The 13,981-nt window shown below is 59.1% G+C and carries 16 protein-coding genes; 11 read left to right on the top strand and 5 right to left on the bottom strand.

What is annotated here, in order from left to right; genetic code table 11:
• The 9 genes from B2246_RS00415 to infA form a co-directional block, all read left to right on the top strand.
• The coding region (locus B2246_RS00415) for a sulfatase-like hydrolase/transferase (RefSeq protein WP_286962500.1) at positions 1 to 1,287 on the top strand (1,287 nt) is incomplete at its 5' end.
• A gap of 9 nt (positions 1,288 to 1,296) precedes the next feature.
• Entirely contained in the window at positions 1,297 to 2,451 is a 1,155-nt protein-coding gene (locus tag B2246_RS00410) for a formylglycine-generating enzyme family protein (RefSeq protein WP_186426259.1), read from the top strand.
• 44 nt (positions 2,452 to 2,495) lie between these two features.
• Positions 2,496 to 3,077 carry an HD domain-containing protein gene (locus tag B2246_RS00405; protein WP_286962499.1) on the top strand — a complete coding sequence of 194 codons (582 nt, stop codon included), beginning with the start codon at positions 2,496 to 2,498 and terminating at the stop codon, positions 3,075 to 3,077.
• 122 nt (positions 3,078 to 3,199) lie between these two features.
• Positions 3,200 to 4,483, top strand: a complete 1,284-nt coding sequence (locus B2246_RS00400; RefSeq protein ID WP_286964005.1) for an MFS transporter — start codon at positions 3,200 to 3,202, stop codon at positions 4,481 to 4,483.
• A gap of 105 nt (positions 4,484 to 4,588) precedes the next feature.
• Entirely contained in the window at positions 4,589 to 4,879 is a 291-nt protein-coding gene (locus B2246_RS00395; protein ID WP_187192338.1) for a hypothetical protein, read from the top strand.
• A 2,508-nt stretch (positions 4,880 to 7,387) separates the two neighbouring features.
• On the top strand, positions 7,388 to 7,672 hold the full coding sequence (locus B2246_RS00390) for a hypothetical protein (protein ID WP_008646233.1): 285 nt from the start codon (positions 7,388 to 7,390) through the stop codon (positions 7,670 to 7,672).
• A 130-nt stretch (positions 7,673 to 7,802) separates the two neighbouring features.
• Positions 7,803 to 8,234, top strand: a complete 432-nt coding sequence (locus B2246_RS00385; RefSeq protein WP_286962497.1) for a hypothetical protein — start codon at positions 7,803 to 7,805, stop codon at positions 8,232 to 8,234.
• A 248-nt stretch (positions 8,235 to 8,482) separates the two neighbouring features.
• Positions 8,483 to 8,944, top strand: coding sequence for a hypothetical protein (locus B2246_RS00380; RefSeq protein ID WP_234707063.1), 462 nt, complete (start codon positions 8,483 to 8,485; stop codon positions 8,942 to 8,944).
• 16 nt (positions 8,945 to 8,960) lie between these two features.
• A complete protein-coding gene (gene infA / locus B2246_RS00375; protein ID WP_008646230.1) occupies positions 8,961 to 9,182 on the top strand; it encodes a translation initiation factor IF-1 in 222 nt (73 codons plus the stop codon).
• Positions 9,183 to 9,304: 122 nt separating this feature from the next.
• Here infA and B2246_RS00370 read toward each other — a convergent pair whose 3' ends face one another.
• Positions 9,305 to 9,652, bottom strand: a complete 348-nt coding sequence (locus B2246_RS00370) for a DUF2188 domain-containing protein (protein WP_008646229.1) — start codon at positions 9,650 to 9,652, stop codon at positions 9,305 to 9,307.
• A gap of 71 nt (positions 9,653 to 9,723) precedes the next feature.
• Between B2246_RS00370 and B2246_RS00365 the strand changes: the two genes are divergently transcribed.
• Positions 9,724 to 10,455, top strand: coding sequence for a S1 family peptidase (locus B2246_RS00365; RefSeq protein WP_008646228.1), 732 nt, complete (start codon positions 9,724 to 9,726; stop codon positions 10,453 to 10,455).
• Positions 10,456 to 10,584: 129 nt separating this feature from the next.
• Here B2246_RS00365 and B2246_RS00360 read toward each other — a convergent pair whose 3' ends face one another.
• From B2246_RS00360 to B2246_RS00345, 4 genes are all read right to left on the bottom strand, one after another.
• A complete protein-coding gene (locus B2246_RS00360) occupies positions 10,585 to 11,109 on the bottom strand; it encodes a hypothetical protein (protein WP_234707065.1) in 525 nt (174 codons plus the stop codon).
• A 149-nt stretch (positions 11,110 to 11,258) separates the two neighbouring features.
• The gene (locus B2246_RS00355; RefSeq protein ID WP_234707066.1) at positions 11,259 to 11,444 is read right to left on the bottom strand and encodes a hypothetical protein; all 186 of its coding nucleotides are present in this window, start codon (positions 11,442 to 11,444) and stop codon (positions 11,259 to 11,261) included.
• Between the two features lie 310 nt (positions 11,445 to 11,754).
• Complete coding sequence (locus B2246_RS00350; RefSeq protein ID WP_035884004.1) at positions 11,755 to 11,991, bottom strand: hypothetical protein; 237 nt, start codon at positions 11,989 to 11,991, stop codon at positions 11,755 to 11,757.
• Between the two features lie 85 nt (positions 11,992 to 12,076).
• Positions 12,077 to 12,595: a hypothetical protein gene (locus tag B2246_RS00345; protein ID WP_186426263.1), complete on the bottom strand. Its 519-nt coding sequence runs from the start codon at positions 12,593 to 12,595 to the stop codon at positions 12,077 to 12,079.
• An 851-nt stretch (positions 12,596 to 13,446) separates the two neighbouring features.
• Between B2246_RS00345 and B2246_RS00340 the strand changes: the two genes are divergently transcribed.
• Entirely contained in the window at positions 13,447 to 13,893 is a 447-nt protein-coding gene (locus B2246_RS00340) for a hypothetical protein (RefSeq protein WP_008646222.1), read from the top strand.
• The last annotated feature ends 88 nt before the right edge of the window (positions 13,894 to 13,981 follow it).

The raw sequence follows: 13,981 nt of genomic DNA, 5'->3' as shown, positions 1-13,981 counted from the left end.
ATCGAATCTCGTGCTCACGCACACCTGGCGGAAGTGCTGAAGCCGCTCGGCTACCGTAGCGGACATTTCGGCAAGAGCCACCTGGGCGATCGCAACGAAAACCTGCCCACGGCGCATGGCTTCGATGAGTTCTTCGGCAATCTCTACCACCTCAACGTGGAAGAGCAACCCGAGTACCACGACTACAAGAACTACGCGAACGACTACCCCGGCGGGCCCAAGGCATTTGCCCAGAAGTTCGCGCCGCGCGGTGTTCTGCACACCTTCGCCACGGGCAACGACGACACCACCGTGGACCCGCGCTTCGGGCCGGTGGGCCGGCAGACGATCGAAGACACCGGACCGCTGACGATGAAGCGGATGGAGGACTTCGACGCGGCGGAAGTCATTCCCAAGGCCATCAACTTCATGCAGAAGGCCAAACAGGATGGCAAGCCGTTCTTCGTCTGGCTCAACACGAGCCGCATGCACCTCTACACGCACCTCAACGATAAATGGCGCTATGCCGCGGCCAAGTACACCCATGAGGACGACCTGCATGGCAGCGGCATGCTTCAGCACGACCACGACGTCGGGCTGGTCCTGGACTACCTCAAGCGTAGCGGCCTGGAGAACAACACCATCGTCTGGTACTCAACCGACAACGGTCCGGAACACTCGTCCTGGCCGCACGGCGCGACGACGCCCTTCCGCGGCGAGAAGATGACGACGTATGAGGGTGGCGTGCGCGTGGTTTCCATGGTCCGCTGGCCTGGGGTGATCAAGCCGGGTCAGATCAAGAACGGCATCCAGGCGCACCAGGACATGTTCACGACCTTTGCAGCCGTAGCCGGCGATCCGGACGTCGTCGAGCAGATGAAGCACGAGAGGAAGCAGTACATCGATGGCGTCAACAACATCGACTACTGGACCGGAAAATCTCCGGAAAGCGCGCGCAAGGACTTTCTCTACTACTACGAAAGCAAGCTGGCGGCCGTGCGCATGGGGCCATGGAAATTCCACTTCTCCTTGAAGGAGGACTATTACAGCGACCTGCGCCCGCGGACTATCACCATGCTCTTCAACCTGCGCAGCGACCCATTCGAAAGCTATGACAGCAAGGATTCGTACGGCCACCTGGTACAGAAGGCCGCCTGGATGTCGGGACCGCTCGGGGAACTGATCGGCAATCACCTGAAGTCATTGGCCGAGTATCCCCCCGTCCAGGCCGCCAAGTCGTTCGACCGCTCAAACATGGTCCAGGAGTTCCTGCAGCAAAGGCGGCAGCAGCCTGCCGCACAGCGATAGGAGCCCCGCATGGAGTTCAGTCGTCAACCGGCTCGACGCCTGAGTCGCCGCGCCACCGTGGTCGCCCTGGCGGTGTGCGCGGCCGCCGCCGGCGGTGGGCTGACCTGGTGGCTTGCACGCTCCTCCACGCAAGCAACGCCCACGATGATCAAGGCAGGCGATGGTGTGAGCGCGCCGCTGGGCATGGTCCACATACCCGGCGGCGAATTCCTGATGGGCAGCGACAGCAAGATGGCACAGCCCAACGAAAAGCCTGCGCACAAGGTCCGCGTGCACGGCTTCTGGATGGACCAGCACCATGTCACCAATGCCGAGTTCCGCAAGTTCGTTGCGGCCACCGGCTACATCACTACCGCCGAGAAAACACCGGACTGGGAAACCCTGAAAGTACAACTACCGCCAGACACGCCGCGCCCTCCAGATAGTGCGATGGTTCCGGGCGGCATGGTGTTCGTCGGCACATCACAGCCGGTTCCGCTGCAGGATTACTCTCGCTGGTGGCGCTTCGTGCCGGGTGCCGACTGGCGTCACCCGGGCGGCCCGGGAACTTCGATCGAGGACAAGGACGACCACCCGGTGGTGCAAGTGTCCTTTGAGGATGCCCTGGCCTATGCGAAATGGGTGGGCAAGCGCTTGCCGACAGAAGCCGAGTGGGAGTTCGCCGCGCGCGGCGGCCTGGAGCAGGCCACCTACGCGTGGGGCGAGACTTTTGCGCCGGACGGCAAGCAGATGGCCAACGTCTGGCAGGGACAGCAGGCTCAACCGTTCCCCGTGGTCAGTCCGAAGGCTGGCGGTGCGCTGGGCACCAGCCCCGCCGGCACGTTTCCGGCGAATGGCTATGGCCTTCAAGACATGACCGGCAACGCCTGGCAGTGGGTGGCCGACTGGTATCGGGTGGACCAGTTCCAGCGAGAGGCTGCCTTCGGCCGGGTAATCGAGAATCCCTCGGGCCCCACCGCCGCATGGGACCCGACCGAGCCGGGTGTACCCGCTGCGGTGCCAAGGCGGGTCACCCGCGGTGGGTCCTTTCTCTGCAACGAAGACTACTGCCTGAGCTATCGGCCCAGCGCCAGACGCGGCACGGACCCGTACAACAGCATGTCGCATCTTGGCTTCCGGCTGGTGATGGATGACAGCCGCTGGGATGCGGTGCGCCAACGCTAGCGTCCGTCAAGAGACCGCCCCCAACAACAATCCAAGGAGCCCCCATGAGCGAGCGAGCCAAGTTTCGCCGAATGCAGGACAGCACCCCCGAAGACTGGGCAATCATCAGGCCCCAGGCCGCGCAATTCTCCGCAGGGTTAGCCGACCGGGTGCTCGCGCACCTGAAACTGCTGCAGGGCGACCATGGCGGCTTTCCGATTGATCGCTACTGCCATTGCCTGCAGACCGCGACACTCGCGTTGAAGGACGGACGCGACGAAGAGTACGTCGTCTGCGCCCTGCTCCACGATATCGGCGATACGCTGGGCTCGCACAACCACCCGGAGGTTGCGGCAGCCATCCTGAAGCCATTCGTCAGCCAGGCCAATCTCTGGATGGTGGAACACCACGGCATTTTCCAGGGGCACAACTTCTTTCACCACGTTGGCCTCGATCGCAACCTGCGCGACCAATTCAAGGGCCATCCCCACTATCAACGAACCGCGGAGTTCATCGAGCGGTACGACAGCCCGGCCTTCGATCCCGACGCGGAGACATACCCGATCAATGTTTTCGAACCCATGGTACGGCGGCTTTTCGCCGCACCGAAACGATCGCTGTACAAGGCAAATCCAAATGCAACGTAGGCCATAGCCAACGCCGTTATCACAGATGGGGAGGAGACAAAATGACAGACAGTAGCAAGACCCTCGATGTAAAGCGCTTCATCGACGCACAGCGGTTCTCACCGTATCAATGGCTCATCCTGGTGGTCTGCTTCCTGACTATCGCTATCGATACCTACGACGCCTTCGCAGTCGGCTTCGTTGTCCCGGTATTGATACAGGAGTGGCATCTGGACAAGGCGGTCTTCGGCCCCGTGATGAGCGCGTCGATCTTCGGCATGGCGATCGGCGCCTTACTGGCCGGCCCACTGTTCGACCGGACGACACCAAAGACGGTAATGGTTGCCTCCATGGTCATGTTCGGCCTTTGCAGCCTTGGCAGCACGTTTGCCGGCACACCATTGTCGTTGGGCATTTGGCGCTTCCTGACCGGCATCGGCATCGGTGCAGCAGTTCCCGGAGCCACGACGCTTGTCTACGAGTACGCCCCGGCCCGGCGAAGCGGGCTGCTCGTCAACACCATGGCCTGCGGTGGAATGCTCGGCGCCGCAGCATGCGGAATGACAGCGGGCATGCTGATTCCTGCCTATGGCTGGAAAAGCCTGTTCATGGTGGGTGCCGTCATTCCAATCATGCTGGCCGCGGTCGTCCATTTCACCATGCCCGAGCCATTGCGCTTCATGGTGATGCGCCAATGGCCTGCCGATCGGATTGCCGCGGTACTGCGTCGCATTGCGCCTGCTCATGATTTCGAGGGTGTACGGTTCGCCTTTTCCGAAGAGCAGGCGAAGAGCGCCGGAACAGGCATGGCCGTCATGCTGACGAAGCCACTGTGTACAGGAACACTCGCGCTATGGGTCACCTACTTCGCCGGTACGTTCGCCTACTACCTGTTGATGGGCTGGATGCCCACGCTGATTCAAGAGTCTGGCGCGACGTTGCGACAGGCAACGCTTGCCACCAGTCTGCTCGCCTTGGGTGGAATCATTGGCGCGTTCTGTGTCGGCTGGCTTATGGACCGCTTTGAGCGCAACAGCGTGGTTGCGCTGGCCTTCGCCGTTGGCGGCGTGTCGGTATGGTTGATCGGGCAGCAGGCTCACAACCCTGTGTGGCTCACTGCCAGCATCATCGTGGCGGGCATGGGACTGAACGGCGCCATGTTCTCGATGGGCGCACTGGCTGCCGCGTTCTATCCGACCCACGGTCGCTCGTCAGGCATCGCCTGGATGTACGGAATCGGCCGCATCGGCGGCATCCTGGGGCCGATCACCGGTGGCATTCTGCTGCGTACCAACGGTGCCGAAGCTTTCTTCGCAGTCGTAGCTACCACCATCCTGATCCCCACGCTGGCGCTCTGGGCAAAGCGCTGGGCCCAATCGGGCGTAAGGGAACAGCAGACGCTGCAGGATGATGTGAAGGCCGGCTGAGGCCAGAATTACTGTTGGGATTCCGCGTTCTCACCGCTTCTTCCAGTGCTGCGGTAAGAACGCATCCCAGTGTTGGCTGCAAGTCTGCTTCGACGAGGTTCGAATATGGAGAATCTTCTCGACCACGGTTCGACCTGGAGCACGACTGAAGATACCGACGCGGAGCAAGGCCGCCGGCACTACCTCGACTTGACGAAGGTAGACATGCCGTCAATCACGTCCCTTGCGGAAGACAATGCCAGCGCGATGGCCGCATGCGGCGCGTCTGAAAAATGCTGGATCATGGGAGGCAAGCGCCTGCGGGACCCCATTCCTGTGCTGACTTGCGTGATCGTTACGGTCGCGAGGAAGCCTGACTGGACCAAGTCTCCACCGGGGCCTTCGCCGGGCGCGTGACGCACCGTTGCCGATACCCTGAAGCCTTTGTAAATCGCGTTATTCTGAGACATCTGAGTCTCCTTTCGTGACCGAGCATACGCGGATAACCTTGATGTGTCCGATTTACTTTCGGCGACAAGGTGGCAATGTCATCGCGAGCCTTTGCCTCTCCATCGTCAAAGACGATCGTGGGAATGTACGCTGAGAAGATCAGCTCTGACGGGCCGGCGATCCGTATGAGTGATCAAGTCGCGTACTACATTTCCCATCGTGCAGACCAACTGGTTCGGACACGGTGTTGCTCGCCCTCGATCAACACTTCGAATTCACCGATCGTGACGCGTCTTCGCATATCAGCCCCCCCTCTCGGCCGACGTTCATTGATCCGGTGCAAGAATGGCGTTCACAGCTCGCCCTGCCAGATCCGTCACGAGGTAAGCCGAGTGTCTGGAGTAAGGCCCGCCAAAGACTCTAACTCGCTCGCCAATCGACGCGACGCCTGGCAGCCTAATGGGCCCTTCCGGTTCCGGCGAAAGCCTGACTTGCTTGGCTACTTGGGGAGTGGGCGAACGACGGCCGCCACGTGGCATCTTGCATGAATGTTCCAGAAATCCCACGGGTAACTTCTGGAGCCACTAGTCCCAAGACGTCATCGAGGGGGAAAACCCGGAAACGATTAATGGGCAAACCAGAAGTACTTTGCTTCTGAAATGCCTCTTCCAAGAGTATAGGGGCGAGATGCGCACCGTCCCAACCCGCTTACAACTTGGTCAGACAGGCGCTGTGCCCGCCAGCACGGCCCGCTCGCCCGCTTCTGCCTCCACACTACATTGGAATGTCAAAGCCGATCCCGTGGCCGACACCAACTCCGCCACCATATTGGCATAGGGTCAGAAATGAACCGGCATCGGTATACTGCGAACCTACCCTATGAGATCCCGGATCCCAGCACAGACTTGCTGTTGATTTTCAAAGCTGCAAAGATTGCAAGACAGTCCGATTTTTCCGAGCGCCTGACGCTCACGCCGAATCGCTTCCATCGCCTCGTCGGCGAGCAATGTCGCATGTTCCGTCGCAGCGGGAACAGCCTGCACCACGAGTTCGCGCCATGCGTGGTCGTGATGGCGGATACTAGCGGCATTGGCAAGACCATGCCACAAGCCAGTACGTCCAGATCGACGCACCAGCCAAACACGTCTCCGACAGGATCGCAATCGATCTACATGTCAATCCAAACAACGTGGCAGCGATCGAGCCCAACCGCGGCGCACGACTGCCAGGTATGGCCCATCGATCCCTTTCCCCCGCCCCACCTTTATCGACGCCGCGACCGCATCGAAGCGGGCACCTCAAGACGGTAGTTCCCAGGACATAGCACTCCTGAATCGCGCCTCACACAACCGCATCATCTCAATCCACGTACGCGGATCAACGCCACACCATCTTGAGTCGGACAGCGTCCAGATTTGAGCGGCAGAGTTTCATTGACTACAGCAGGAAAGCCCCGTATAACTAACTGAGCAGGATCTTCAAGCAGCCACGCCACCTGGATTGATTTGCCCGCCTCAACGGGACCCTCTTCAATGCCGTCTCCTTGATCTTCTCGCTGCGCCGCACTTATTGGGGCGTAGATTGCGCGAGACAACGACGGAGACGAGCACATCCCTGATTCGAATCAATGGTGCATGACCCCTCGCATCCAGCGCGATGCGAGCGAGTTCACGCGCCATCCCGCTCCGGTACGCGCTTGCTTCCTTTCTGTTCCGCCACGCCTCGTCCGGAGTTACTGAACCGGCAGACCGTGGAAAGAGGCCAATCATCTGCGGGAGAAGCCTGTGTTGGCAGTCTACTTTTCCAGTTTCGCATTGCTTGTTCTCTCGCAACTATTTGAGTGGCACCGACGACGAAGCGAGACACCGAGTCGAGCGCTCTACTGGGTCAGCACGTTTAGCTACTCCACATCATTGCTGGTGATGGTATTCGCTGCCGCCACGATCGTCATAGGCAGCTAGGACAGATGCTATTTGAGGAACGTCTACCATGCCGGCACGAATGAGATGGCTGTGCCAAGGATATCGAGGTATGTACATACATGTCGCGGCATTCGAGGAACCCAGCGAGCCTACTCGAACGTGCGCCCCCGGGCCGAAATGGCGCTACAGGATGGCTATCCGATACACGGCAGACAGGGACGATCGGATATTTTTCGAATCCTTCGACGAAGAGGATGACTACTACACGCGCAGGGCGGCGGAGCAGGCAGCGCTTCACTATGGCAGGTTCGCGGTCGATCTTATTTATGGCATGGCTTGATGAAGCGCCGCGTCTCACCATGAAGAGCGACAAGACTGATTCCATGCGCCGTTCGCAGCGACGCGCGACCATCAATCGCCAGCCACCTGCATTCGGATTGAAGGCACGAGACAGTCTGACAAGGCGATGGCGGGCACTCTCAAGCATTGATGCAGCACCTGAACGCCGTCACAGAAAGTGCGTGCCGGACCGTACCACACGTGGAGCGACATAATGGACAACTACCCTACTGCAAACTGCAAGGGCTTTGATATCTACCCGTTGGTCTACAAATTCGACTCGCCTCGCGAATGGCACGAGCGTCGGCCAGACCGCACATACAGCGCATCCGTGGTCATCTGTCGGGAAGGTGAGCCACCGAGCGGAAAGAGCGCGCGCGTGTTTCACGTTCCAGACATGCAATGGGCTGACTTGGGCCTGGCAAAGCGTGCGGCCGTACGACACGGCGAGCACATCATCGATGGCCAGGTCGTAGGTGAGTCGCTAGCTGGCCTCTGATCGAAACGCTCATTGCGCCGCGCAAAAACAGCGCCATGCGTCCTTCCAGAGAAGGCGTCATCGAGCGTGCCCTGACCAAAGGCGCCAGGCTCATCATTCCTACGCCGCATCCTGGACCGCAAAACCTACGATGGCACTCCTCAGAGCAGCACTGCTTGGCATGATGCTGGCAACAGCGTGCTCCGCACATGCAATACGTTGCGAAGGCAGTGGCAAGACGCTTTACACCCAGGAATTGGCGTGCCCAGATGGCTACGGAATCGTTGACGGCTCGCACCAAGGCAGCGTATCGGTGCTTGGAAAGAGCGAGCACGTGCGGGAAAACGAAGCGAGCTTCCTGTCTGACCGCATCTTGGAGCGAGAGACGATGCGCAGTCACGAAGCCAGAATCAAGATGGCATCGGGCGTAGATCAATCCCGCGCTGAAGCGTGCGAAGCCTTGGGTTATCAAGCGCGATCTGTTGATGCGGCGATGGAGCAACCGAACGATCCGCACGCACTCAATGCCTTGCGCAAGCTCCAGCGGAACATCCGGGAAGAGCAGCAACGAAACGATTGCTAGTACTGTTGGGCACACAACGCTACGCCCGCCGCAGTGGACATTGCCTGGCAAGCTCGCCTCTGCCCGGCAAGGATTGCATAAAAGTGGTACGATGCGCTGCCGTCGATGATATTCGACGCATGCGCCGCCAGCACGACATCATCACTAGAAGAGCGTCATCGGCCACCCGGGTGTACTCCGGGTCTTCGAGGCAACTACTGCCCGTAACCATATCCGACCGGCGGCACGTCCGCTCCGCAACACAGCGCATGTACACAACGTCGCTGGCTTGCGCAAGTCAGGTCAATGTTGCACCCGTCGCCACCCGCCTCAGCACGCGCATCGACGACGCAACCTATTTCTCCTCAATAGGGCCACCATCAGGATTGGTGGTTACGACGAACCCCGATCGACCTGCTATTGCCTCGCAGCGGCGTCGACTCGAAACCGAGAACAATTTGAATCACGATTCCACGCCCTTCACCGTTTCCGTTTACCCAATTCAGCAAGAACCAGGTATTTGGTTCGCAAGCTACATGATCTCCGAGTATCGGGACGGCGCCGAACGCGTAGTCGCAAACGTTTCGATGCGCCACGCCACCCATGGCTCGGAAGCCAAGGCCAAGCAGGCGGCCCGCAACGCTGGTGACGGCGCTGTTGCCCACATGGACCGCAGTCGTTTGAACGGCGCCCTACGAACCTCCCTACGCTATTCGCGTAACCCCGCCTGACACTACGGAGCAATACATGGCTAAAGAAGAATTGGTGGAATTTGGCGGAAAGGTCTCGGAAGTGCTTCCGGACAACCGCTTTCGCGTCATCCTTGAGAACGGGTTCGAGGTGTGGGCCTATTCCTCGGGTCGCCTCAAAAAGAATCGCATACGTGTTCTCGCAGGGGACCGCGTTACGCTTGAGATGTCGCCATACGACCTTACGAAAGGACGTATCAACTATCGCCACAAGTCTTGATTGCGAGTTGGAGACGGGCTCACCAGGCTGTAGAGCCTCTGTCGATCGTACTGGCTGTCGGGATTAGGCAATAGCGGCGGCGTGGCATACCGGAGCGAACTCCACGTACAACGGCCGCGCCGTCAGGATTTGCGATGGTTCGTCGGATCGAAGGATTTCCGCGCTTTGATCTGGCCATCACGGTCGTGAATAAAGAGTTTGACCCCGTCCTGCTTTGCGGCGTCTGTGGCAGCAGCAATTGCCTCAGCTTCTGTCGGAAACAGAACAGTGGCGCCGTTCGGCCCCTCCACGACCACAATCCAACCTCGGTCGTCATCCGGCATGACGTGGATATTTCGAGAAGCCATGATTGCCCCCAGGTTGATGGCGCTGTAATGACAGTCTCGCGTAGCCAAGTGCGTCTCCGCAATCAGGCGCTGTCCCACGACGGGTAACGCACCTCTGTTGCGCATAGTCAGCTGACCGTCCACGACGTTTCGGGCAATCCAGCGCAAACCAACTATGCTTGTCTTGTTAGCAGACAGGTGAGAATGGTGAAATGATGATCGAACCCATCCTGCTGGTCGCCACGCGCGTTGCGACATTCGATGGGCAGCAGGCACTGACCAATGCCACCGGTTTTTTCTTCGAGCGAGACAATCGCCTGTTTGTTGTGACAAGCCGGCATGTGCTGTTCGATGAGCCAAGCAAGCACTTCCCTGACCGGATCGAGATCGAGTTGCATGTCAATCCGGAGAACATGGCGGAGTCCATCGGCTTCTCCATTCTGCTGTATCGCGACGGCAAGAGTGTCTGGCGCGATGGGCTCGATACCGCCGGTGGGATTGACGTGGGCGTGATCGAACTCGACCGCGCTGCGTTGCCGCCAGAGATGGTCTATCGGGCCTTTACGCCCGCTCACCTGCATAGGCCGCACGACCTCATCGAAGCGGGTACTTCGCTACTGATTGTTGGCTTCCCGCTGGGCTTTCATGACACGCTTCACCATTTGCCCGTGGTACGGCAGGCGGTCATCGCCTCCTCATTCGGCATGCGCTTTAAGGGGAAGGGCTACTTCCTGACCGATGCCCGGACGCATCGCGGTACCAGCGGCGCACCGGTCGTCACGCGCATCCTTAGTACCGATGCCGGCACCCACGCGCTGCCATGGATGCTGCTCGGCATTCATTCGGCGCGCCTGGACGTGAGCTCGCGGGACTTCGAACTAGACGAAGCCCTAGGTCTGAACTCCGCCTGGTACGCCGATATCTTGCTGCCGCTCACGGAGAAATGACTCCCAGGCTCAAACTGGCAGCATCAGCATCATTCGTTGCAGACGGCAGTACTTGCCACAGCAGGGATAGCGCATGGAAAGGCGAATGGCAAAACACCCTGGGATTGCGCGGTGGGACGTTGACGTGTCCTACACGTCGGCCCACGTGAACATGGTGCCAGCGTCGATTATTTGGATAGCATAGGCTCGCGCGACAACCATCGCCTCGCCATCAGAACGGAATATGCCAGGAGCGACAAGGTAGTCCGTTCTTCGATCGAAGATGTTGGCCGGGGAGCTGGAACCATATATCCGAACCTCACCAGTCCACTGCGCTCGCTCTTTGGATGCGGCGGAGACTTCGTAGCCGAAGTCTCCATGCCGATGAATCGGACCCACCCTCGCGTCGACCCAACGCATGCCAGCTCTTTCAGCCTTCTGCGATGCCTCTTGCGCTGTTCGATAGGCATCGGGACCAAGATCGATCACATGATCAATTGCCGCATCGGCTTGATGCTCCGTCACAATCAGACGGGGGTTGTACTCGCCACTGGCAAGCAATTGCGGATTGCAGTTGATGATGTGCCGCCTGTAGGTGGTAGCCATTTCAAACTCCCAAGTTAGCGCAAGCCTAGCATGGCGAAAGAACGCCCCATCATCTTTAATCAGACCCATGGTGCACGCCATCCTCGACTACCGCCAGAACGCAGACCCAGCCGATCGTGAAGCCTCAGTCGAAGGCTAGCGAGCCAGGAAACCAGCGGAGCTTGATCGTGCCCAACCTGATTCTCGTCGGGATGAGAACTTGGTAGCGCAGTGTAAGACTAGACCGGATTCTTGTCGATTCGAAGCAATGCTTCGTCCATTGCGTCGATCGCCGCAAGCTCGCGGGTAGGATAGCTGCTTCCATGGCTGCTAAATGTCGTGCGGCCGTCGATGGTATAGGTCCAGCACCAGTCCCCGTATGTCCTCTCGACAACGTCAAACTTCAGGTGTCGATCCTTGTACATCAGACTCTCGAAAATAGTTCTCGCATTCAGATTCAGCATGATCTAGTAACCCTCGATACCCGTGAGGATATCAATCGCAGCCAACTCCGCGTGAGCAGCCCGTTGCGCACCTTAACACGCCTCGTAGAGCGTGCGCGGCCCGGATTGGTAGCAACCGCGGAGCGTTTGCGTGCGATTGCTACACAAGTTATTCCTCTGGTTTCGCGTCACGACCGGGCCTGACGGGACGCAAGCGCGGCGCCAGAAAGACCATGGGTCACCGCAACGTAGCGCACCACCGCGGCTTCGGTAAGAAGCCTTCAGAATCCATTTAGTATTCGTCGACACCCAGGATCTGATCGATGGACGCCCGCGCGGCGAGCTCGCCCACCAAATGTGCCCAGCGGCGCGAAAACGGGGACCCCAACACCTTGAGGCGCACACCGTAGACGGCATCGCGAGCTTGAATTGGCCCCCTGATCTGGAACCAGGTATCAAACATCCCCTCCGACGTGTTCAGCAAATCAATGCGTATCGCAAAACCTCTGTACTCTGTCGTGCGTTGCATGATCATCTCCAAGTCGTTTTGACATCCTTCGCAAGGTCAAGCCCAAAATCGAAAGTGACATCGCAGATAATTGGAGGCCAGGCAATCATACCCACCTGAAGTTCGGCATCAGGTCGTTGTGCTCGTCAATCGCTACACCACCCAGTTCGTGAATCAGCTGCTTCGTGGATTCCTTGTAGTTCGAGTCGCAACTGGAGATCATCAGCAACTGGTCTGGTGTCATTTGCGCTTTCCGCCGCCGCAGTCCGAGACGGCCAATCCTGGTGCCGACGAATCCGCCGACCCACCAACCAGTCATCGCGCCTAGCGTCACAGCACCAACATACGCAATGGCAGTAGCACTTGCACCGACTGAGACTCCGTATCTAAAAACAGCCAGTGCGGCAATAATCGCGCCGACGAAGATTCCGCTGATCGCCAGTTCTTCGCGATACGTGGTCTGACCAACGTCGATGCCTGGCAATCCATCCACTGGCTGATTGTCGTGCTGTGCAAACCAAGGCCCCACTACCAGTGCTGATGTATCGGCAAGTTCGCCGAGTCGCGCCTGTACCAATCGGGCCGTGACGACATCTTTCAGAATGAAATACAGCAACGTACGCATGGTGTTACCTCGCTCAGCCTTGCTTTTTTTGCCGGCGAGCCGACGGACGACTGTGGAGTGATTTCGCCTCAGCGCGGTCCCAGTCGAACAAAAGCGTGGCTGCCCCATGCGATTGAGTTGCCACCATGCGTATGAATCCAGGTCTCCTTGTCGACCTGGTGGTCACGCGTAAGGCGCGGGATGGGCACGCTTCAGTCGAGAAGTATTGCAATCGCGGGGCGCCGATCGCATCGATCCTGGCGCACGTCCGATTTTCTTGGATATTGAGGATATTGGCGAGCAGACGTCGCCGCGTGGCATCTTGCATGGAGTTTCCAGGAGATCCCCGTGAGTGACTTTAGGAGTCACCAGTCCTCAGACGTCGTCGAGGGGGAAGCCCGGAAACGAGCGAAGGCGCTCCGAAAACCCATGGTCGTCGGAAACGCTCTAACTAAGAGTATAGGGGGACGTTGTATCCGCTCCTATCGCCCTTACAAAATGGCTCGGCAAGCGTTGCCCCGTGTACTTCCGGTTGGACACAATGCGGTCGGCTTGCGCGCCGGCGAAGTGGTGGCGTTGAAGGGCACGCCATCAATTGACGCAGCAGGTTGCCGCAGGCTCGATTGACGAGCCGCTAATGCGGTCGTCTCAGGACGTTGCTTCTCGGCCGCCTCCTGTGGAACACGAAGTCGGCGCTCACGCGCCGCGATCCACGTCCTAACGAGGTTCGGAATGCCGCCGTACGCCATTGCTGTATGAGCCTGTGCGGGCAATCGTCGCACAGAGTTTCGAAGTCCTTCTATGGAGGCGATAGCGATTAACCAATAGGCTAAAGGTATCGAATAGCTCGCCCCCAGAGAAAAATCTCCGCCATGTCCGCCGTCGCGACAGACAATCAATGCCAGCGAAGTTCCGGCCGCTTTGTGCGCATATGTGAGCAAATCTGCCACTTTACGCTCTGGATCCTGCCGGCCTGCTTCCTGCTGTTCTTCACAGTGCTGTTCCTCATATGGCAGCGCCCGACGCTTGGCTGCTGGTTCGCGCCGGTCGCGATCCTCCTGATGGCGGCCGCGACGGGCGCTTTCATGGTTGCCAGTCTTGTGTGGCGCACAAGGTACATTGATGCGGGACTTCCGGCACCTGCCTCAGCCCCAACGGTTCGTTCCTCGCTTGCCGCTGTGCCGATTCGTTTGGAGCAGATGCGGACACGCACGTGCAGTGGGCAGTGCCGCGGCGCGGGCCAGTTCTCGGTGGCTTGCTTTCATGCGCAATGCGATAGCGCGCCTGATTCCGCTGGAGAACGCGATGGCGGGCCCTGACGAAATATCGACGCCATCTGATAGCTAGACCCATCGCAAAACTCGCCATGCATCGCCAAGTTAATATGCGGTGCCACGTCAACTAGAA

The organism is Cupriavidus sp. UBA2010, assembly GCF_002335265.1.
Classification (GTDB): Bacteria; Pseudomonadota; Gammaproteobacteria; order Burkholderiales; family Burkholderiaceae; genus Cupriavidus; species Cupriavidus metallidurans.
The sequence above is the reverse complement of the archived record's forward strand: the minus strand, read 5'-3'. Positions and strand labels throughout refer to the sequence as shown.